The organism is Paenibacillus sp. 01T442, assembly GCF_056398345.1.
Genome location: NZ_JBFTPF010000014.1, coordinates 163,203 through 183,818, shown reverse-complemented (window position 1 = coordinate 183,818; position 20,616 = coordinate 163,203). Strand labels below are relative to the sequence as shown.

The 20,616-nt window shown below is 45.3% G+C and carries 19 protein-coding genes and 1 other annotated feature; of the genes, 8 read left to right on the top strand and 11 right to left on the bottom strand.

The window, feature by feature from the left end:
- Positions 1-8 precede the first annotated feature (8 nt).
- Both glgP and ylbJ read right to left on the bottom strand, forming a co-directional pair.
- On the bottom strand, positions 9-2,558 hold the full coding sequence (gene glgP, locus AC1DLM_RS14440) for an alpha-glucan family phosphorylase (RefSeq protein ID WP_477570353.1): 2,550 nt from the start codon (positions 2,556-2,558) through the stop codon (positions 9-11).
- A 46-nt stretch (positions 2,559-2,604) separates the two neighbouring features.
- Positions 2,605-3,843, bottom strand: coding sequence for a sporulation integral membrane protein YlbJ (ylbJ, locus tag AC1DLM_RS14435; protein ID WP_477570352.1), 1,239 nt, complete (start codon positions 3,841-3,843; stop codon positions 2,605-2,607).
- 332 nt (positions 3,844-4,175) lie between these two features.
- Between ylbJ and AC1DLM_RS14430 the strand changes: the two genes are divergently transcribed.
- Together AC1DLM_RS14430 and AC1DLM_RS14425 are read left to right on the top strand one after the other, a co-directional pair.
- Entirely contained in the window at positions 4,176-4,568 is a 393-nt protein-coding gene (locus AC1DLM_RS14430; protein WP_056613325.1) for a globin domain-containing protein, read from the top strand.
- 52 nt (positions 4,569-4,620) lie between these two features.
- Positions 4,621-5,322, top strand: coding sequence for a DUF2225 domain-containing protein (locus AC1DLM_RS14425; protein ID WP_441988596.1), 702 nt, complete (start codon positions 4,621-4,623; stop codon positions 5,320-5,322).
- 66 nt (positions 5,323-5,388) lie between these two features.
- Here AC1DLM_RS14425 and AC1DLM_RS14420 read toward each other — a convergent pair whose 3' ends face one another.
- From AC1DLM_RS14420 to AC1DLM_RS14410, 3 genes are read right to left on the bottom strand one after another with little or no spacing between them, the layout of a single operon-like run.
- Positions 5,389-6,498, bottom strand: coding sequence for a diguanylate cyclase (locus AC1DLM_RS14420; protein WP_441988597.1), 1,110 nt, complete (start codon positions 6,496-6,498; stop codon positions 5,389-5,391).
- A gap of 27 nt (positions 6,499-6,525) precedes the next feature.
- Complete coding sequence (locus AC1DLM_RS14415; RefSeq protein WP_082595376.1) at positions 6,526-6,771, bottom strand: hypothetical protein; 246 nt, start codon at positions 6,769-6,771, stop codon at positions 6,526-6,528.
- A 3-nt stretch (positions 6,772-6,774) separates the two neighbouring features.
- Positions 6,775-6,939, bottom strand: a complete 165-nt coding sequence (locus AC1DLM_RS14410; protein ID WP_068668182.1) for a YycC family protein — start codon at positions 6,937-6,939, stop codon at positions 6,775-6,777.
- 147 nt (positions 6,940-7,086) lie between these two features.
- Between AC1DLM_RS14410 and AC1DLM_RS14405 the strand changes: the two genes are divergently transcribed.
- Positions 7,087-8,904: a M3 family oligoendopeptidase gene (locus AC1DLM_RS14405; protein WP_477570351.1), complete on the top strand. Its 1,818-nt coding sequence runs from the start codon at positions 7,087-7,089 to the stop codon at positions 8,902-8,904.
- Between the two features lie 351 nt (positions 8,905-9,255).
- On the opposite strand, the gene AC1DLM_RS14400 is transcribed toward AC1DLM_RS14405, so the two are convergent.
- Complete coding sequence (locus AC1DLM_RS14400; protein WP_477570350.1) at positions 9,256-10,515, bottom strand: methyl-accepting chemotaxis protein; 1,260 nt, start codon at positions 10,513-10,515, stop codon at positions 9,256-9,258.
- Positions 10,516-10,804: 289 nt separating this feature from the next.
- Here AC1DLM_RS14400 and AC1DLM_RS14395 point away from each other — a divergent pair, with 289 nt between their 5' ends.
- Positions 10,805-11,167 (top strand): O-methyltransferase, encoded by a 363-nt coding sequence (locus AC1DLM_RS14395; RefSeq protein WP_441988600.1) that lies wholly within the window; start codon positions 10,805-10,807, stop codon positions 11,165-11,167.
- A 40-nt stretch (positions 11,168-11,207) separates the two neighbouring features.
- Here the strand turns inward: AC1DLM_RS14395 and AC1DLM_RS14390 are convergent, their stop codons facing one another.
- The 3 genes from AC1DLM_RS14390 to AC1DLM_RS14380 are packed head-to-tail and all read right to left on the bottom strand — an operon-like array spanning position 11,208 to position 14,138.
- Positions 11,208-12,038: an ABC transporter ATP-binding protein gene (locus tag AC1DLM_RS14390; protein WP_441988601.1), complete on the bottom strand. Its 831-nt coding sequence runs from the start codon at positions 12,036-12,038 to the stop codon at positions 11,208-11,210.
- A gap of 31 nt (positions 12,039-12,069) precedes the next feature.
- Positions 12,070-13,119 carry a FecCD family ABC transporter permease gene (locus tag AC1DLM_RS14385; RefSeq protein WP_441988602.1) on the bottom strand — a complete coding sequence of 350 codons (1,050 nt, stop codon included), beginning with the start codon at positions 13,117-13,119 and terminating at the stop codon, positions 12,070-12,072.
- The gene (locus AC1DLM_RS14380) at positions 13,116-14,138 is read right to left on the bottom strand and encodes a FecCD family ABC transporter permease (RefSeq protein WP_441988603.1); all 1,023 of its coding nucleotides are present in this window, start codon (positions 14,136-14,138) and stop codon (positions 13,116-13,118) included. The genes AC1DLM_RS14385 and AC1DLM_RS14380 overlap by 4 nt, the downstream gene beginning before the upstream one ends.
- Before the next feature lie 185 nt (positions 14,139-14,323).
- On the opposite strand from AC1DLM_RS14380, the gene AC1DLM_RS14375 reads away from it, so the two are divergent.
- The gene (locus AC1DLM_RS14375; protein WP_477570349.1) at positions 14,324-15,319 is read left to right on the top strand and encodes an ABC transporter substrate-binding protein; all 996 of its coding nucleotides are present in this window, start codon (positions 14,324-14,326) and stop codon (positions 15,317-15,319) included.
- A 77-nt stretch (positions 15,320-15,396) separates the two neighbouring features.
- On the opposite strand, the gene AC1DLM_RS14370 is transcribed toward AC1DLM_RS14375, so the two are convergent.
- On the bottom strand, positions 15,397-15,651 hold the full coding sequence (locus tag AC1DLM_RS14370) for an alpha/beta-type small acid-soluble spore protein (RefSeq protein WP_441988605.1): 255 nt from the start codon (positions 15,649-15,651) through the stop codon (positions 15,397-15,399).
- A gap of 156 nt (positions 15,652-15,807) precedes the next feature.
- Between AC1DLM_RS14370 and AC1DLM_RS14365 the strand changes: the two genes are divergently transcribed.
- The 3 genes from AC1DLM_RS14365 to ilvD all read left to right on the top strand — a co-directional run bounded on the left by AC1DLM_RS14365 (position 15,808) and on the right by ilvD (position 18,790).
- A complete protein-coding gene (locus AC1DLM_RS14365; RefSeq protein WP_441988606.1) occupies positions 15,808-16,305 on the top strand; it encodes a hypothetical protein in 498 nt (165 codons plus the stop codon).
- A gap of 1 nt (position 16,306) precedes the next feature.
- A complete protein-coding gene (gene rnhA / locus AC1DLM_RS14360; protein ID WP_477570348.1) occupies positions 16,307-16,954 on the top strand; it encodes a ribonuclease H in 648 nt (215 codons plus the stop codon).
- A 150-nt stretch (positions 16,955-17,104) separates the two neighbouring features.
- Positions 17,105-18,790 carry a dihydroxy-acid dehydratase gene (gene ilvD / locus AC1DLM_RS14355; RefSeq protein ID WP_068668162.1) on the top strand — a complete coding sequence of 562 codons (1,686 nt, stop codon included), beginning with the start codon at positions 17,105-17,107 and terminating at the stop codon, positions 18,788-18,790.
- A gap of 220 nt (positions 18,791-19,010) precedes the next feature.
- Here ilvD and AC1DLM_RS14350 read toward each other — a convergent pair whose 3' ends face one another.
- Positions 19,011-20,045, bottom strand: a complete 1,035-nt coding sequence (locus AC1DLM_RS14350; protein ID WP_441988608.1) for a permease — start codon at positions 20,043-20,045, stop codon at positions 19,011-19,013.
- Positions 20,046-20,271: 226 nt separating this feature from the next.
- Positions 20,272-20,544: a binding site (T-box leader), on the top strand.
- Positions 20,545-20,616 lie beyond the last annotated feature (72 nt).

The following is a 20,616-nucleotide window of genomic DNA, read 5'->3' as shown; positions in this document are numbered from 1 at the left end:
TCTCATTATTAAGACAAGGTGCTCGTAACGAGGGAGAGTTCAAACGAATGCGCAAAGTTGGTTGAGATCGGACGCACACGAATCGAGAAGTGAGGTCCATGAATAAGATGGGATGGAATGGTTGCTTGGAAGCGCTGCGATTGCTCAATAAGTTCCCCGATTGGAGCCATGAGGATGATTTTCTGCTCCCACGTTTCGCCATTTTCTGCATAATAAATGACTTCAACTGCCGTATCCTGCGGCCAAATAGGGCCGAAATGGATTTGCGCCGTAATCTCTTTCGTTGATGGGAGAATCTCGTCTAAGGGAACGTCAGAAGTCGATTTATCGGCATGATCATCAATATTCATTATTCTTACCTGATGCCAATTGCTGCGGATAAACTGCTTGTAGTCGGCAACTTTGGTAGCCACATCATAATTGTCCGCGACAAACAGACGAGCACGTTTGGCTGTTGGTACATACGAAAGATTCGTGTAGTCCTGCACCATTCGGTGCGTATTATAGACGGGGCTGAGCGATTGAACAGACCGCTTCATGCGTCCAATCCATTGATGAGGGATCTCACCCTGATTGTAGTAAAGAGGGATAATCTCATTCTCCAAAAGGTGATAAATCGCTTTCGTATTTTCTTTTTCCTGTGCGGCCCAGTCCGCGGCTCCCGTGGATCCGATAGCCCAACCATTCATACCGTTGTAGCCTTCCTCCCACCAGCCGTCCAGCACGCTGAAATTAAGAACGCCGTTCATGGCAGCTTTCTGGCCGCTAGTTCCGCTAGCCTCAAGGGGTCTGCGAGGGTTGTTTAGCCATACGTCGACGCCTTGAACGAGATAGCGAGCCATGTTGATATCATAATTCTCGAGAATAACGACTTTACCGAGAAACTCTTTTAATTGAGAGATGCGGTAAATTTCTCGGATGAGATCTTGGCCTGGGTAATCAGCAGGGTGGGCTTTCCCAGCAAATATAAATTGCACGGGTCTCTCAGGATTATTAATTAATTTCTTGAGCCGATACAAATCATTGAAAATCATATTGGCCCGTTTGTAAGTAGCGAAGCGTCTGGCGAACCCAACTGTAAGGGCTTTAGGATTTAAATAGTGCCTAACTTCTTCAATCCGTTCTTCGGATTCCCCGTTACGTTTGCGTTGCTCCATGAGACTATTGCGAGCATAACGTACCAGATCATCTTTCAAATGCTGATGAACCTTCCAAATGGATTCATCGGGAATGACCTCAATTTGCGCCCATTGATGCTCGTTGGACTGCTTTGCTCGCCATGTGCCGGGGAGGAATCGATCGAAGAGCTCCTTCCAAGCAGGGGCGGTCCAAGTATCCAGGTGGACACCGTTCGTGATAGAGCTGATCGGCACCTCGCTGGCATCGATATGACCATGGAATTCCTTGAACATTTCGCGTGAAACTTGCCCATGCAGCTTGCTGACGCCATTGCGCAACCCCGCTGTATTCATCGCTAGATGTGTCATATTGAATTGACCGGACTTATGATCAAGCCCTAATGAAATAATGCTTTGTTTATGCTTAGGCAGCTCGCTGAAAAGGTGACCGAGATAGTGTTCCACCATCCCGACGGAGAACGTATCATGACCTGCTGGAACAGGTGTATGGGTCGTGAAAACGGTGGCGGAGCGCACGGTCTCTACAGCTACATGAAAAGGAAGGCCCATGTGAAGCAATTCCTTCAACCGTTCTAACGTGAGGAAAGCCGCGTGACCTTCATTAATGTGGTACACATTCGGGTAAATACCGAGTGCACGCAGCACTTTGACACCACCGATTCCCAGTACCATTTCCTGGGCGATCCGCATATCTTGATTCCCGCCATACAGCTGTGCGGTCAACTCTTTATCTGCGTCTTGATTGGCTTCATGATCGGTATCCAGCAAAAAGACCAGATTGCGTCCTACCTTAGCAGCCCAAACCAAGACGGTGATCGTACGACCAGAGATATCAAGTGAAACTGTGAGCTGCTGGCCATTTTGAAGTACCGGACGAATCGGTAATTGCTCAAAATCATAGGGGAATAATTCACTTTGCTGACTGCCGCTCGCATCAATCTTTTGCGTGAAATAGCCTTTTTTATAGAGTAGGCCCACGCCTGCAAGTGGTATTCCGAGGTCACTGGACGATTTGATATGATCGCCGGCAAGAATGCCGAGCCCGCCTGAATAAATCGGAAGCGATTCATGAAAACCAAATTCAGCAGAGAAATAAGCAATTTGCACATTTTCTTCGTCGGCATAGTTAGTTGAATACCAACTGGGTTCATTCAAATACGTATCAAATCTTTGCATGACTTGGCGATAACGCTCGACAAAATCAGTGTTCTGGCTTAAGGCTTCAAGCTGGGGTTCCTCTAGCTCATGAAGAAGTCGAACGGGATTGTGACCGAGGGCTTTCCAGCGGCCAGGGTCGATGCTTTCAAAAAGCTGCAGAGCATCATGGTTCCAGCTGAACCATAAATTAAAAGCCAGCTCGCGAAGTCGTTCAATCGCCTGCGGTAAACCTTTCGCCTCTTGGGGGTCGGCTGCTATCATATCTGAATATTCTCTCCCTTTATAAACATGATCGTAATTACCCATATTATCTTGTTCCACCAACCTTTTCATACACCAGTCTAAGTAAGGAATATGCGAGGAAGAGACTCATGATGACAGCAAAAGCACCAACAAAGACCATCGCACTTATCGGGAAAATAAGCTTTAGATAGCTAATAACGGGTGAATTCGCCTCATAGTACGGCATGAATACAGCCTGGGGACTTCGAAATCGCTGCATAGGCTCCCAAATCAGGAGAACAATAGCAGCAGAGAGTATGCCGTGAAGGAGGCGGGCAAAAAGGAACGGGAGATAGCGCATGTTGGTATGGCTTAATAAGCTGACAATTTGAGCATGCACGGACATGCCGGCCCAGGAGAGGATAAAGGCGCCTATCGCGACTTTACTGGAAAGGGCAATCGAAGCAGGGGCACCACCTGCAGCTTTAGCACCCAGTGTGACTTCGAATAACCCATTCATGACGGCTTGCGAGAGCTCGTGAGGCAACCCTGTGATGGATAAGAGGGATGTAATTAACAGATAGAACACATTCATAACCTGGGCAGAAGTAAGCACCTCTAGAACGACAGAGAAGAAGACAACAAGTCCACCTACAACGAACATCAAGCGGAGAGAGTGGAGAATCGACTCACTTAATAAAGTACCTAAAGATCTTCCATCCCGTAATCTCGCGCTATGCATTGTTTGGAAGGCTTGTTTCCATATAGAGCCCCTCTCCCTAGGTGGCCCAGGAGTAGGTAAGGCTTTCCTGCCATGAAACCGCATGATGAGGCCAATCATGAACGAGCCTCCATAGTGGGCAATGGCCAAAATAAAGGCTAAGGTGGCATCGTGGAAAAAGCCAATCGATACGGCTCCGATTAGAAATATCGGATCCGAGCTCGTTGTGAAGGCAACAAGCCGTTCGCCTTCTTCCCGGTTGACCAGCTTCTGTTCCCAGAGCTGAGCAGTTAACTTAGCCGCTACGGGATATCCCGCGGCAAAACCCATCGCCATCACGAATCCGCCTATCCCAGGGATACGGAAGACGGGACGCATCATCGGATCAAGCAGTGTACCGAAGAAATGAACGATCCCGAAGCCGAGCATAATTTCGGAGATAACGAAGAAGGGAAACAGGGCTGGGAAGAGCACATCCCACCAAATAGCAACACCGCGTAAAGCGGCTTGAAAACCGTCATGCGGGAATAGAACCAAGCATACAATGATGCCTATAATAACAAATGACATAAGCAAGGCTGGGGTGAAGTTTTGTTTCGGCATAGATCGTAGATACCTCCTCTTAGTCAACTATATGAATAAGCTTGGACATACATACCGTCCCGAATTTCATGAAATAGTAGATAGATAAGCGCCTATGTCCAAGTAGGACTGTATAGTCGTTTAATTTGGTTCTTGGGACTGTTCAGTCCTTGTTTTTATGGTAAAATAGAACTAGTAAAACTAAAATCCATACGTCGGGAGTGATTCAAATGACAGGTGTCATTGCCGGATTGGTTGTCTGTATGTTCGTGTTTGTCATTCGAGAAACGCTCATGCACGCAGGGGACGAGGATTTAGAGAACTATTGAATACGAATTGCGAGGTTTCTTGGTATGTCAGAGAGCAAAAACAGAACCATATTTGAGTTAATGGGGGGGGCGGAGACGGTAAGTCGTTTGGTAGAGGCCTTCTATCCGAAAGTACAGCAGCATCCGTTACTTTCGCCGCTTTTTCCTGCTAACATAGACCCAGTTATAGAGAAACAGACGTTGTTTCTAACCCAATTTTTCGGTGGCCCAACCTTGTACTCCGATCGCCACGGTCATCCGATGATGCGAGCTAGGCATATGCCTTTTCCGATTACAAGAGAGCGTGCGGATGCATGGTTAGCTTGTATGACAGAAGCGATGGCTGACATCGGCATGCCGGATGATTTACAGGATTTTCTAATAGAACGGCTTAGAGGTTCTGCTTATCATTTCATCAACACACCTGAGGAAGATTAGTCCATTCTTCCCATACAATATTTATTACTTAGGGAAAAAGGCGGGATATCAAGTGGTCGAACCCTTATATGAGATCTCAGTAACATGCACTTACTGTACAAATACGTTCAAGTCGAAGAAGGTTCGACCTAGCTTCAAGAAAGCAAGTAAATCGGATTCAGATTTCTGTATTCACTATAAGGATGTTAATCCCGATTACTACGTTGTACGGATCTGTCCTTTCTGCGGGTACGCACATACGGAGAACTTCTCGGATAAATGGACTCCGGGAGAACGAGCTATGTTCCATGAAAAAGTAGCTCAGAACTGGTCAATGCGGGATTATTGCAAAGAGAGAACGTGGGAAGATTCCCTGCAGTGCTTTAAGCTAGCGCTGCTAAGTGCGCAAATTAAAAACGAGAAGTCACGCGTGGTTGCTGGATTATTGCATCATTTGGCTTGGCTTTACCGGATTAAAGGTGACTGGGAGCAAGAAGAACGTTTCCTCTCATTTGCACTAGATGCGTATGTGAATGTGTTCGAAACGGAAGGTATGGATTTAAATAATGCGAAGCTTATGTATTTAATGGGCGAGTTGAACCGGAGATTAAAACGTTTTCCCGATGCGGTTAAATGGTTTTCACGGATTATTAATGATCGTAAAATTATGGACGCCGGGATGATTAGGGCTAGTCGCGAACAATGGGTGACAACGCGAGAAGATATGCTTGCTATGCGTCTAGAACTGCCGGATGAGATGAAACAAGCTACGTAAATAAACAATAGATCGGCATTCAAATAAAATGAACGCTTAGCCATGACACGGTATCTAACCGGATGGTTAAGCGTTCATTTTTTGTGCGATTCCTTGTGGATGCTTGAATAGTGTGGGACGGTTTTTGCCAGTATGCTTGGATTGATAGAGGGCGTGATCGGCTTCCGAGATCAGTGTTTTAAGATCCATGTGTGGAGAGTCAGCCGTTGAGATCCCGATAGAAATAGAGATGGGAGCCGCTTCCAAGCCGTTCTTTTTGTAGAGAAATAATTCCGCAATGGAGGTGCATAAGGTTTGGCCGTAGTTAAGGACTCGAATAGGGTCTGTTTCCGTACAGAGCAGAATAAATTCTTCTCCCCCATACCTCGCCAGGTAATCTTGCTCTTGAATCAAATGACGAAGAACAGAGCTTACTTCTTGGAGTAATTGATCGCCTTCTAAATGTCCGAATCGATCGTTATACAGCTTGAAATTATCGAGATCAATCATCATGATAGATACTTTACGCTTATGTAAGGTACTTTGAGCGATAGGCATAAAGCTTCTTAAGTTGGGCAGTTTGGTCAAACCATCTTGATTCGCTTGCATTTCAAGCTTGCGCTGCAATCGCCAATTGTTGTTCTCGTCATTCACCATAATGATGATCATGAAGAGGGTGGCGGAGGTAATGCCAAACATGAACAATTGATCAAGGGTATAGGACCAAGATAAGCTGCGTTCCAGGAAGCTATGGGTAAGTATACGCATAATGAAAACGAAACCACATATTTGTAGCGAGAGTCGAATAGGTATGTCCAAGAAGCCATTGCGGTATTCTTTGTTATGGAAAAAGGAGCTAATGAAGGCTGGGGCAATGAGGTCTTGTGCGATGATGAACCAGGCTTGATTTTCTTGTGAAATAATACTAGTACCAGCAGGCAGTATGGTCGAGAAGAGGGCAACAGGTAATCCGTATCGCAATCCGGCCATGAAGATGGGTAACGAGCGTAGATCGATTAAGCCGAATGCCTCAGGAAGTGGAACCAGCATCATGATGATGCTGGCTAACCCTGTAAGCAAGGAGGCGAATAGATGTTCATGCGAATCAATTAACATCTTGCTATGAACTTTCAAGGCTAAATAATTTAAGGTAACTAATGTACATGCGCTTGTCAAAGGAATGAGGTACTCATTCATAAAGGTTCGTTTGCTCCTTGCAATGAACTATGAATTATGTTTATTTCGTACCGCGGTGTCCGCTAGTAAATAATCGCGATCTGTATCCACAAGCGTCAACTTGTTATGACAACAAGGGAAGACAAGCAGTTTCTTTTTCCCCTCGTGTATGGACTCGAGCTCATGAATTTTGAGCGGCAGCAAGACATTTGAGCTTAGACAGAACGGACATTGGGCCACATAAATGTCCTTCATGATGATGTCGTAAGGCCAAGTGTTAGCAAAAGGTATCAAGGGTTACTTCGATTCCGATTCGCTCGTGTCTGACGATGTGCTTTTCGCGAGCTCTGCTAATTTCTGAAGAAGAATATGTTGTGGCATATGCATGAGATGTTCTAATGGTACTTTAAGCTGCTCCGCTAACTTAACAGCTGTTTCAGGAGAAATTTGTAACGGTTTCATAATTTAGAAATCACCCATCCTGTTCCGATTTAGTCCGAAGGAACTATACATAATTGAATCATACTTTTTGAAGAGAAGCAATGAGGAAGATGCGGATAGTTGGCGAATGCCTGGTGGATATGATTTAATTAAAAGTGGAAAGGAAAGGTGATCGCATTGTTAACATTACCTCTTAATCAAACATGGAATCTTGAAACATTTTTCCCTGGAGGAAGTGATTCTCCTGCATTCGCTGCACATCTAAAGAAGCTTCAGGAGTCCATTGCATCTTTTCAAGAGCAAGTACGTCGTACAGCTTCTCCGCAAAGCGTAGAGGATACCTCGTCGCTGGCCCAATTGATTGAATTGCTTCAGCATAATGTGATGCATATTCACGAGGCAGATTCTTTCGTAGGCTGTTTGCAAGCAGACAATCAGAAAGATAAGAAAGCACCTGTGTTAAGCGGACAAGTGAAAAGCTTATATGCGGAGCATTTATCTTCCCTTACGCATTTTGATCAGATTCTGACTGGAGTTCCAGATCAGGTTTGGGCAGCCGTATTGCAACAAGAGCCCTTTCAAGCCATTGCCTTTTCGCTTGATGAACGTCGCGCACTGGCTAAGGAGAAACTGCCGCCTGAGCAAGAAGCTTTAATTAATGATTTAGCCGTTGACGGCTATCATGGGTGGAGCGATTTGTATAATTCAACCGTGGGTCAATTCAGTATGACTGTTGAAGTTGACGGTAAGCAGGTTGAATTATCCGCAGGTCAAGCTTTTAATAAGCTGCATACTGAGAATCGTGAGGAACGTTTAGACTTATTTGATAAATGGGAACAAGCATGGACGGATAAAGAAGAATATTGTGCAGAAGCATTAAATCACTTGGCTGGCTTCCGTCTTCAAGTTTATAAGGCAAGAGGCTGGAAAAGCATACATAAAGAACCACTAGCCATCAATCGTATGGAAGAAAAAACATTGAACGTGATGTGGGACGTTATTGACCGTAATAAAGGTCTTTTCGTGGATTATCTAAATCGAAAAGCGAAGCTGCTAGGCGTTGACAAGCTGGCATGGGTTGACGTGGATGCGCCGCTAGGCGATTCATCCAAGAAGATTTCTTACGACGAGGGTGCGAGTCTGATCATTGATCAGTTCAAACGGTTTAGTCCGAAGCTTGCTGCCTTCTCTGAGGAAGCTTTCGAGAAGCGCTGGATCGAAGCGGAGGATCGCCCTGGCAAGCGCCCTGGCGGCTTCTGTACCTCATTCCCGCTAGCGGGTGAGACTCGGATCTTCATGACGTACGGCGGGACGCTGAATAACGTCTCTACGCTCGCTCATGAGCTAGGACATGGTTACCACCAGCATGTGATGACGGATATGCCGGCGCTCGCGCAGGAATATGCGATGAATGTAGCTGAAACAGCTTCTACTTTTGCTGAAATGATCGTAGCAGATGCGGTCGTGAAGAGTGCGACGTCGGATGATGAACGCATTGTTTTGCTCGAGGATAAAATCCAAAGGGCTATCGCGTTCTTCATGAACATTCATGCACGGTTTATTTTTGAAACGAACTTCTATGGGGAACGCAGTCAAGGCTTAGTTAGTGTAGAGCGCCTTAATGAGCTCATGGTCGATGCACAAAAGCTTGCTTACAAAAATGCCTTGAGCAGCTACCATCCGCATTTTTGGGCAGCTAAACTGCACTTCTATGCGACAGACGTTCCATTCTACAATTTCCCATATACGTTCGGGTACATGTTCAGTGCTGGTATTTATGCAAGAGCGGTGCAGGAAGGCGCAACTTTCGAAGACAAGTACATCTCCTTGCTTCGCGATACAGGAAGCATGAACGTAGAGGAACTAGCGCAGAAGCATTTAGGTGTAGATCTCACAGAGCCGGATTTCTGGCAAAGTGCTGTCGACATGGCAGCGCAAGATGTGAAGCAGTTCATGGAGCTAACCGAATCGAAGATACGGGTGTAAGTTTGGTTGGTGGCGTTGGTTGACACACTAGGGAGTAGTAGGCAATGGATGAACTTTACTGCTGTACTGGAGCCACTAGGGTTCCAATCAAAGTTCTCAAAGCAGTTAGCGATGTCAAAATTCCAAAAGTGCACTTTTGAATGGGTTTTCAGTTGTTTTATTGGAAATTGATGCAAAAAGGCATCAATTTGGAGGAAATCCAGTGGAGATTGTTGAAAATCGATATAAAGGATGCCTATTTACACGTATTTTCTAACCTGATAACATAGACGCTCTCGCTGCTTTCTACCTCGTTTCGGATAAATAAACAGCCCCTCAGAGAAGGTATCTGAGGGGCTGTTCTTTTATGTATTATAGCTTAAAGATTTGAATGGTTTGCTGCAACTGGGTCACAACCCGCGTCATTTCTTCCGCTTGGGTAACGATGCCCTGTACGGTGGAAATTTGCTCATTCATGGAAGCAGACACTTCTTGCGTACCCGCCGCGGACTCTTCGGTAATGGCTGAAATATTTTCCATCGCTGCGGCGATTTGTCCAGAGCTTTGAAGCATGCTTTCACTTTCTTCTGCAAAGCGTGTAATTTCCTCAGAAATGAAGCCGACGCTGCCAACAATCTCAGCAAATACAATTTCGGTTTGATCGATTAAGACGGTTTGTTTCTTAACGACATCTTCATTGACTTGGATGCTGCGAATCGCATCTTGAATGCCTTGCTCAATGCTCTTAACGAAGCCGAATACTTCACGTGTGAGGGAAGTGGATTCTTCAGCAAGCTTACGTACTTCTTGCGCTACGACAGCGAAGCCTCGGCCATGTTCACCAGCTCTAGCAGCCTCAATGGATGCGTTGAGGGACAATAGGTTCGTTTGCTCAGCGATCTCGGAAATGGAGCGAGTAACACTCGTAATTCCTGCGGCTTGGCGAGCAAGCATATCAATCGTATCGGATACTTGTCTCGTTACTTCAACATTTCGTTTCATACCGACGCCTTGGCTCTCAACGGATGTGCGTCCTTTTTCTACGAGGGTCATCATTAGATCTGAACGGTGTTTCATTTCTTGAGCAGATCCAGCATAATTTACGATTTTCACTTCAATATCTTTGGAAGTGATGGAAACGCCAGAAATCTCCTCAGAGATTTGTCCCGCACCAGCAGCGAGCTCATGGGCCGAAATACTCACTTGCTCAAGAACAGTACGAAAACTTTCATTCTTTACATAGATATCACGGCTTGTCTGGAAAACTTGTTTCGAAATAGATCCTGTATCGCGTAAAATATCGCGGAGCTTGTCAATCATTTTGTTAAAAGATTGGCCGAGTTGACCGAGTGAGTCGTCAGACGTGATTGCCACCTTTTGAGAGAAGTCCCCTTTGGAAATATTAAGCGCAATGCGAGAGATATCGGCAATTGGCTCTGTCAGTTGTGCTTCAAACCAACGAATGAAGGGAAAGCTTCCGGCTAGGATAATAACTAGGAAAATAATGCCAAGTAAGCGGTTCCAGTCTGAGGCAAAAGTTACAATTAACATGAAGATCGAATTTAAACCAATTAGTGCAAAACAACCAAGTTGTAGTTTCTTTCTAAACGATAAGGATGAGATTTGTTCCAATCCGATCGACTCCTCTGCAAAATTTGTTTACTTATGGAGAAAAATAATAGGTGCATTTGAAAATTATATCACCGAACTTGGAAACATTCTACAGTTTTTCGACACCAATCGTTCGGTATTTACAAGAAATTTGGAAATTACATTAAGTGAATATAAAGAATATAGTTAATTATTCAAATATTGGAAATAAACTGTTGAATTATGTAAATTGTCTGGGTATAATAGGTCTACAGTCGCATAATTAACATAATTAGTAAATATACGAAATTTAAGGAGGAGTATTATAAAATTGGAACAGTTTACACTCGCGAGACAAATCGATATGGTATTTCGTAAGATTAAAGATGAGCTTTCTCATGTGAACTCAGGCACAGTGTTTGTTCATATTCGCAACAATGAGATTGGCAAATTTGGTATTAAACATTTGCCGTTTGAAAGCTCAGAGGGTGTACTGCCTGCAGTTGTTAGTGCAGGGTTAACAGAAATACAATTCCAAACATTTCGTCAAATGGCGATCGAGTCACTTAAGCGGAAGAAGAGCTGGACGCATGGGGAAATTATGTTTGACTTTACGGTAAGAAAGAATGTTATTTCAATTAGCATCATGTTCGAAAGCAATTATAATATGGCCACATTCGCACGTACGATTTAGCACTTATACCCATTTCTATTAGGTGAAAGAAGAACCCCGATCACAATTGTGATTGGGGTTCTTTCGCTAACAGTATACGGCCCTTGCCATAGGGAATACACATTGGAGTTCCGAAGATCGGGTCAGTTGTTACCTGACAATCCATCCCAAACACTTCACGCAACAAAGATGCATTGACGATGTCCTCTGGCTTCCCTTCCGCATATATAGAGCCTTTCTTGATGCTGACAATGTGATGCGCGTAACGACAAGCTAGATTAATGTCATGCAGAACCATGACAATTGTGCGCTGTTCTCTCTCGTTCAGGTCAAATAATAAGTCCAACACTTCAATCTGATGGGTAAGATCGAGATAGGTGGTTGGTTCATCTAGGAGTAATGTAGGCGTGTCTTGCGCTAAAGTCATCGCGATCCATGCGCGCTGGCGTTGTCCGCCAGAGAGCGAATCCACGGTGCGATCGGCAACTTCTAGCATATCGGTAAGATCGAGTGCCTTCATAACCTTGTTTTCATCCTCTTGACTCCATTGCTGCAGCCAACTCTGATATGGATAGCGCCCTTGTTTAACAAGTTGTCTAACGGTGAGGCCTTCTGGAGCAGTTGGCCCTTGGGGCAAGATCGCCATTCGTCGTGCGATCTCTTTGGTCGAGAGCTTCGCGATCTCATTCCCGTCTAATAGAATGCTACCTGAAGTTGGTTTCATAAGTCGAGCAAGTGAGCGTAATAGTGTGGATTTTCCACAGCCGTTACTGCCGATAAATACGGTTATTTTGCCCTTAGGGATTTGTACATTTAAACTTTGGAAAATCGTTGTATCGCCATATGTCAATTGAAGCGATTGGGCTTCGAGTGCTTGGTCTGAGGTTGTCATAAGCTCGTTCTCCTTTTCGTAGACATGGGGGTTATCCCCGATTCCTACTGCGATATAGGACGTAGATGAAAATAGGTGCGCCAATGGCTGCTGTAAATACACCTGCTGGGATATCGAGTGGCTTGAACAGGAAACGACCACATAAGTCTGCGATCAGCAATAGCAGAGCGCCAGTGAACGCAGAGACAGGAATCAAGGAGCCGAAGCTAGGACCGACAAGTTTACGTGAAATGTGCGGAGCCATGAGCCCAATGAAGCTTATCGCACCGCCAAAGGCGACAGCAGCTCCAGCCAGGGCAACACTCAGCATAATTAACAGAAAACGTTGACGCTGTACATGGCTTCCAACACTCTGTGCAATATCTTCACCTAGGGACTGGATGGTAATGTGCCGCGCGTAGAAGAAGATAACGGGTATCAGCACAGCGACCCAGGGGAGCAAGGGGTAAACCGCTTTGGCCCAAGATACGCCATAGATACTGCCCGTCATAAAAGTTAGTGATTGCTGAGCGAGTACGATAGGGCCCGTTAGCATCATGAGATAGGATACTGCACTCATTGCAGCTGTGAGCCCTGTCCCAATGAGGACGAGTCGCAGCGGCGTAATGCCATTTTTCCAAGAAAAGAAGTATACCAGCAAGGTTGCAAGGAATGCGCCTAGAATAGCTGCGACCGGCAGCCAATGAATGCTGAGTTTATCTGAGAAAAAGAAGAAGAAAGATACAGCGCCAAGCGTTGCACCGCCTGTTGTTCCAATCGTATCTGGTGAAGTGAGCGGGTTGCGCACGATCCCTTGTAGAATTGCGCCTGCTACACCTAAAGATGCGCCGATTAGAACAGCTACGATGACACGAGGCAAACGCAATGAGCGAACGATCATCATACTTGAATCTGTTCCATAGCCGAATACGGCCTTTATGACATTCACCGGTTTAATCGTAATACTGCCGACGCCTGTGCTTATAATCATCATGAGGATAACCGCTAGGAATAGAGATAGCGTGACGACAATGGCTTTTTTGCTTATTAAAAAAGAGTAACTTTTGCTTCGAATCGTAATATCTCGCTTAGAAGTACTCATTTCAGGAGTCCCCCTTTACGCGCTATGTAGATAAAGAAAGGAACGCCAAGGATAGCGGTCATTACACCGACATGAACTTCCTTCGGCATAATAATAAACCGCGCTCCGATATCCGCGCTTACCAACAGAATACCGCCTAGCACAGCGCAATAAGGAATGACCCATCGGTAGTCAATCCCGACAAGGAAGCGGACAATATGAGGTATCATGAGGCCGACGAACACAATTGGGCCTGCAACAGCAACAGATCCGCCAGCAAGAATTATTATAATGAGTGCAGTAATTAGTTTGATGTACACGGTTTGTTGTCCTAATCCTTTGGCAATATCATCACCCATGGATAAGATATTGATGTGGGGGGATAGCAGAATAGCCCCGATCCAAGCGAGCAGCATATACGGATACACGGATTGCAGCATAGCCATCGTACGCCCTTCGACAGATCCTACAAGCCAGTAGAGTACTTGTTCGAAGGCTTTGCCATTACCCAGCAATATTCCTTGTGTGAGTGAAGCGAAAAAAGCCGTCATCGCAGCGCCTGCAAGTGTGATCTTCATGGGTGTCAAGCCGTCGCGTCCTAGCGATCCAAGCCCGTAGACCAATGTAGCACTCACGGCAGCGCCAAAAAAAGCAACCCACGTAAATTGCGTTAGGCTGGATATGTTGAAAAAGCTTACAGCTACAACAATAGCAAAAGCAGCCCCAGAATTAATTCCGAATATACTCGGCGAAGCGAGTGGATTTCGAGTCATTGCTTGCATAAGTGCACCAGCAACGGCCAAACTGCCACCAACGAGTGCGGCAATTAAAGCTCTAGGAATTCGCACAGTTTGAATAATTATCGATTCATTCGTTGGTTTGTCAGAAGGATCAAAGGAAGTCATGATTTGATCCCAAGAATACGTTTTGAGGCCAAATCGGACACTGCTAAGTATGAGTACAAGTAGAACACAAACGGCTGCTAGTAACCCGATACTTTTATAAATATGAGAGAGACGTTCTGTTGTTGGTGTATGCACGGTGGGTACCCTCTTCCTTCCTACCTTTCTTGCTTCATATATTCTAAAGTCAACGGTATTTGAAGTCAATGAATATGAGAATCATTATCAAAATTGTTGACAAATCAGGTCCATTTCTAGTATTATGTGCACAGTAGTGAGAATCGTTATCATAAAAAAGTACAACTAGGGGGAACACAATTCGTATGTTTAATCAAAAACGCCGCACGTTTGGAAGAGCGTGGGCTCTTGTTGCATGTCTCTTTGTTTTTAGTATGATCGTAACCGCATGTGGAGAGAAAGCAAAAACGAAGTCGTCTGCCTCAGCGGCTCCGCAAGAATCAGCGAAATCGGATGCTACTCGCACAATTAAGCACGCTATGGGAGAAACAGCCGTACCTGCCAACCCTAAACGTGTTGTCATTTTAACGAATGAAGGAACAGAAGCTTTACTTGCTTTAGGAATTAAGCCGGTTGGAGCTGTTGAATCCTTCTATGGTAATCCTTGGTTTGACCATTTCAAAGCGGACATGCAAGGTGTTACAACAGTAGGTGTAGAAGGACAGCCGAACCTGGAAGTCATAGCTTCACTGAAACCCGATTTAATTATTGGAAATAAGCTTCGCCAAGAGAAAGTATACGAGCAATTGAAAGCTATTGCGCCAACTGTTTTCRMAGAAACACTGCGTGGAGAATGGAAAAATAACTTCAGTCTGTATGCAGATGCATTGAATAAGAAAGCCGAAGGCGCCAAAGTAATCGGGGATTACGATAAACGTATTGAAGATTTCAAATCCAAAGCAGGCGACAAGCTGAAAGAAAAAGTGGCTGTTGTCCGATTTATGGGTGGTAAATCGAGATATTACTATGGTGATATGTTCTCTGGGGTTGTTTTCAAACAACTAGGCTTTGCTCGTTCGGATGCTAAGAGTGATGAGAAGTCCTTCGAAGATATTACCAAAGAACGTTTAACTGAGCTGGATAATGCTGATCGCGTATTCTACTTTACGTATGAAATTGGTGATGGCAAAGGCAATAAACAAGAGCAAGAGTGGATGAATGATCCGCTTTGGAAAAATTTAAAAGTGGTGAAAGAAAATAAAATTGTCAAAGTAAACGATGCAACTTGGAATACAGGCGGCGGCGTTCGATCAGCAAACATTATGTTGGATGATTTGTACAAAATCTACGACATTAAATAGGTTGAAAAAAAGGGCTTTCTCCGAGTATCTACCCGGATGAAGGCCCTTTTGTTGCTTAAGTATTTTGGTTCGTTAAATTATCTGCTGAAATTGTTGCTTGCACCAGCAAGTTGTTGCTCAGCAATTTGAACGAGACGACGAGTGATGCTGCCCCCGATAGATCCTGTGTCATAAGACGTCATGTAACCATAGTAGCCATCTTGAGGAATTTGGATGCCCAATTCTTGTGCAACTTCATACTTCAATTGGTCTAGGGCTGATGATGCTTGTGGAACTAGTAGGGAGTTACTGTTACTATTGTTGTTACTGCTGCGAGATTGTCCTGTAGCCATCTGATATCACCTCCAGTAATAGGTAGTATGAACAGTTTTGTAAATATTACTCATACTTTTTTTGGGAAATTAATCCTTTTTATAGAAGCGTAAAAGCAGGAATGATTCGACTTTGGTATAATGGAAAAATGGACGTCGGGAAGGCGGGGAGAAAGCATGTTTGAACTAGTGATTAAGGGCTGGTCCTTAGATAAAGATTTACAAATTATTCAAGCGGATGTTCATATGTCTGTGGATGATAGTCTTATTATAGAAGAACCTTTATGCATTGATGTTGGTCTTCCTGCTTTGTTATATAGTGCGCTGCATGATACAGCACCGAACCGCTTTGCCCCTGCCGATCAGTGGGAACGGATGCCGTTCTTCGTATGCGGATGCGGCGACCCAGAGTGCAGAGGTTTCTCTTTCGTTGTTCGGCATTTGCCCGAGGAACAGCTTGAACTCTCTTCTGTGGAAGAGCGAACGAACGGTACATATCGCGAACTGGAGACGCATGTCATCCCGATTCGCGAATATCGCGAACAAGTTGTAAACATCGGGGAAACCTATTTGCGATTTGTTGCAGATTTGGATTACCGTCCTTATTTTCAGAATACGGTGAAGGTCGTCGAAGAGCTGGTAGAGCAATTACAACTAACATTACGGAGTGAATAATATGGCTGCATCGAAATATTATGTGGTTTGGGTTGGACACAAGCCAGGTGTATATCGTTCATGGGCGGAATGCCAAGCCCAAACGAATGGCTATCCACAAGCGAAGTTCAAGTCTTATGAGACTGAAGGTGAAGCGCGTCAAGCACTTGAGAAAGGATGGCAGAAGTCACTGAATTTTGCTGCAAAAGKGACTGGTGGTTCGGCCGTTGGTAAAAAAACGGCGACTCCTGAGTCAGCGCCTGAGGTGGATTATGACAGTATTTCAGTGGACGTTGGCTGTTCCGGAAATCCAGGGATTGTGGAGTACAAAGGCGTGGATACGCGGACTGGTGAAATCATATTCTATCAAGGACCGATTTCGAAGGGCACGAATAATCTGGGGGAGTTTCTTGCCATTGTACATGGACTGGCTTACCTGCAGAAAAAAGGAAGTAAACAAACCATTTATACTGATTCGGTTACAGCGTTAAGTTGGATTCGGAAGAAGGAAGTATCTACTAATTTAGTGCGAGATGCATCTACCGCGGAAATATGGACTTTGGTGGATCGCGCGTTGAAATGGCTGCATACGAATACGTATACCAATAAGATCGTCAAGTGGGACACGAAAAAATGGGGCGAGATCAAGGCGGATTTCGGCAGGAAGTAAGTCGAATGAATGTGACGTCCTAATTCGTGAATAAGTTGGTTTGCTTTTACTTTGATGCGTTATCACACTAAAGGGAGAAATATTGCGAGAAGTGTGGTATGATAGTTTCATTGTTTTCATAACAGATATGAATTCTAGGAGGAATAAAGAATGGCACATCCAAAACAGCGCAGTGACATGATTAAAAAAGGTTTCGACCGTGCTCCACACCGTAGCTTGCTACGTGCAGCTGGCGTTAAAGAGGAAGATTTCGGCAAGCCGTTTATTGCGGTTTGTAACTCTTATATAGACATTATTCCTGGACATGTGCATTTGCAAGAATTCGGTAAGCTTGTGAAAGAAGCGATTCGCGAAGCAGGCGGGGTTCCTTTCGAGTTTAACACGATCGGTGTTGACGATGGAATTGCAATGGGTCATATCGGGATGCGTTATTCCTTGCCAAGCCGTGAGATTATTGCCGATTCCTTGGAAACAGTAGTAAATGCACACTGGTTTGATGGCATGGTTTGTATTCCTAACTGTGATAAAATTACACCTGGTATGATCATGGGTGCTCTTCGCGTTAACATTCCAACGATGTTAGTAAGCGGTGGACCGATGAAAGCTGGTAAAGATAAAAACGGTAAATCCATTTCCCTTTCTTCCGTATTTGAAGGCGTTGGTGCTTTCCAAGCGGGTAAATTGGATGAAGCGGGTCTGGAAGAGTTGGAACAATACGGTTGTCCAACATGTGGATCATGCTCCGGTATGTTCACAGCGAACTCCATGAACTGTCTAGCTGAAGGTCTTGGACTTGCAATGCCAGGTAACGGAACCATTCTTGCTGTTGCGGAAGAGCGTAAGCAATTCGTTAAAGATTGCGCGAAGCAATTGATGGTTCTGATCGAGAAAGATATCAAGCCGCGTGATATTGTAACGATTGATGCGATTGATAACGCATTTGCTTTGGATATGGCGATGGGTGGATCCACGAACACGGTTCTACACACTTTGGCTATCGCGGCTGAAGCGGGTATCGAGTATCCGATCGCTCGTATTAACGAAGTAGCAGAGCGCGTGCCTCACCTTGCGAAAATCGCTCCAGCTTCTGATTACCACATCGAAGATGTGCATTTGGCAGGCGGTGTGAGTGCGGTAATCAATGAGTTGCTCAAAAAACCAGGTGCTTTCAACGGTGACTGTCTATCCGTTACGGCACAAACACTTCGCGAGAACGTGGCTGGACGTGAAATTCAGAACTTTGATGTCATTCGTCCACTTACGAACCCGCACAGTGAGCGCGGTGGTCTAGCTGTTCTATTCGGTAACTTGGCACCAGAAGGCAGTATCGTAAAAGTTGGTGCTGTTGATAAGTCTGTTGGCGGACGTCACGTAGGCCCAGCGATCTGTTTCGACTCCCAAGACGAAGCTTTGTACGGTATCGCAAATGGTAAAGTAAAAGAAGGACACGTTGTTGTCATTCGTTATGAAGGGCCAAAAGGTGGACCTGGTATGCCAGAAATGTTGGCACCAACATCCCAAATCGTAGGTATGGGTCTTGGCGCGAAAGTAGCCTTGATTACCGACGGACGTTTCTCCGGCGCATCCCGCGGTATCTCGCTTGGTCATATGTCACCTGAAGCTGCCGAAGGTGGACCACTCGCTTTCGTACATGATGGCGACATCATCGACGTCGACATGGATGGACGCAAAATTGAATTACAAATCAGCGATGAAGAGTTTGCCAAACGTCGTGAGTCATGGGCAGGATTCCAACAGAAGATTACTTCTGGTTACCTAGCGCGTTATACGAAAATGGTAACGAACGCGAGTGCTGGCGCTATTTTAAAAATCTAATTCTTTACAAGATAAAAGCCCTATCCGACTTGTGTCGGGTAGGGCTTTTTGTTCAACTATTGGATGCGAGACATGCTGTCATCACTATCCCCTAAGCTCAGTTCAGCCTTCATTGAACCGACAACCTGAGCGAAAGGGATAGTGGCCATAGATTTAGCTGTCATGAAGAACCTTGATGAAGTGTTACAAATATATAGTACGAATCAAGAGTGTAGGGAATTCAAGCCAGAAAAAAATGCATAAACAGAAGAGAACCACCCAAAACTGTTATCGCAACAACAATAGATAGCGTCAATACAAATCGCGCCTTGAAGATCGAAAGCATCATGAGTGTACTCTTCACGTCGATCATGGGCCCGAATACTAAGAAGGCAAGCAAGGAGCCAGGTGAGAATGATTTGGCGAAGGAGACTGCGACGAAGGCGTCTGTCGTTGAGCATAAGGAGAGCAGGTAAGCGAAGCCCATCATGAACACGTGAGAGATGAAGGCTCCCTGGCCGATGGCGCTCAGGCTATCCTGTGCCACGAATGTCTGTATCAGCGCCGTCAGAAGCGCGCCCAGCATCAAGTACTTGCTCATCTCGAACAGCTCGGAGGATCCATGGCTGACCATGGTCATGAGCTGGCTGCCACCATGGGCGTGGTTGTGGCCATGATGGTCATGACCATGATCGTGATGATTGTGACTATGATCATGAGTATGACTGTGGTCGTGCTTGTGAGCGTGATCGTGGCTGTGGTGATGATCATGCTGCTCAATGTGTTCTTTTCCATGTGCATGGTTATGTTGATGTGTCAGGCTTGCTGCAGGCTCAATTGGATGCCTCAAAGGGTTGCTCTTAAGGAAACGCGTGAGCAGGAAGCCAATGACCAGCGCGACGCCAAAGGTGAGCCCCATACGTGAATAGGCCATTGCAGGGTTACCGCGGAAAGCCATCCAAGTGGAAGCGAAGACGATGGGATTAAGGATAGGCCCCACTAGAATGAAAATAACAGCGATGTAGACGGGCATGCCTTTGCGCATCAACCTGCGTACGAAAGGAATCATGCCGCACTCACAGAGGGGGAACATAATTCCCAGCACGCAGGCGAATAACACACCACCGAGGGGGTGTTTGGGGGTCAATCTTTGGATGACACCCTCAGGAATAAAGTTTTCAACGATCGTAGATAACAGGACGCCGAGAATCATGAACGGAAGGGCATCTAAGAAGATGTCCATAAAAGCCATAAAGACATGGCTGATCGGTTCCATGACCATCCCCATTGGGGGGAGTTGTCTTGTTGTTACAATCAGAAACAAGAGAAACACGCATATCACCGAGGAGACGGGAAGGCTCCAGCGGTATAGAGTTGAGGACAATGCAGTAACACCCCTTTGCCGAAGGAATTGGTATGTAACTATCCTATGTACATGCTGGGCTATCTAGGACAATGTCCTTGATTGACATTGCTACTTAAGCGTGTATAATAATAGGAAATCAATTGCGATGATAGGAACAAGTACGTTTGTCTCCCGTTTCTCAGAGAGCCGGTGGTTGGTGCGAACCGGTGAAACAAGCAGACCGAATGGATCCTTGAGCTTGAAGCTGAACACTGTGTAGAATCACCGGAACCTAGGCCGGATTAAAACCACAGTTAACTATGCTAAACGGTAGCTCTCCGTTATCAGAGCCTGAAGGTTTACATGCACATAACTTCGGTTATATGTAGATAGACAAATTAGGGTGGTACCACGGTCTCTCGTCCCTTGCGGAGGGAGGCTTTTTTGTTGTCTTTTTTAGCGATACGAATGAGAAATAGTGAAAATCATTGGAGGTATTTGG

What these genes read in the sequence shown, in the direction of transcription:
- glgP (WP_477570353.1), bottom strand. Translation starts at nt 2,558, where the DNA reads ATGATAGCAGCCGACCCCCAAGAGGCGAAAGGTTTACCGCAGGCGATT.
- ylbJ (WP_477570352.1), bottom strand. Translation starts at nt 3,843, where the DNA reads ATGCCGAAACAAAACTTCACCCCAGCCTTGCTTATGTCATTTGTTATT.
- AC1DLM_RS14430 (WP_056613325.1), top strand. Translation starts at nt 4,176, where the DNA reads ATGTCAGAGAGCAAAAACAGAACCATATTTGAGTTAATGGGGGGGGCG.
- AC1DLM_RS14420 (WP_441988597.1), bottom strand. Translation starts at nt 6,498, where the DNA reads ATGAATGAGTACCTCATTCCTTTGACAAGCGCATGTACATTAGTTACC.
- AC1DLM_RS14410 (WP_068668182.1), bottom strand. Translation starts at nt 6,939, where the DNA reads ATGAAACCGTTACAAATTTCTCCTGAAACAGCTGTTAAGTTAGCGGAG.
- AC1DLM_RS14390 (WP_441988601.1), bottom strand. Translation starts at nt 12,038, where the DNA reads ATGACAACCTCAGACCAAGCACTCGAAGCCCAATCGCTTCAATTGACA.
- AC1DLM_RS14385 (WP_441988602.1), bottom strand. Translation starts at nt 13,119, where the DNA reads ATGAGTACTTCTAAGCGAGATATTACGATTCGAAGCAAAAGTTACTCT.
- AC1DLM_RS14370 (WP_441988605.1), bottom strand. Translation starts at nt 15,651, where the DNA reads ATGGCTACAGGACAATCTCGCAGCAGTAACAACAATAGTAACAGTAAC.
- AC1DLM_RS14365 (WP_441988606.1), top strand. Translation starts at nt 15,808, where the DNA reads ATGTTTGAACTAGTGATTAAGGGCTGGTCCTTAGATAAAGATTTACAA.
- ilvD (WP_068668162.1), top strand. Translation starts at nt 17,105, where the DNA reads ATGGCACATCCAAAACAGCGCAGTGACATGATTAAAAAAGGTTTCGAC.
- AC1DLM_RS14350 (WP_441988608.1), bottom strand. Translation starts at nt 20,045, where the DNA reads ATGGAACCGATCAGCCATGTCTTTATGGCTTTTATGGACATCTTCTTA.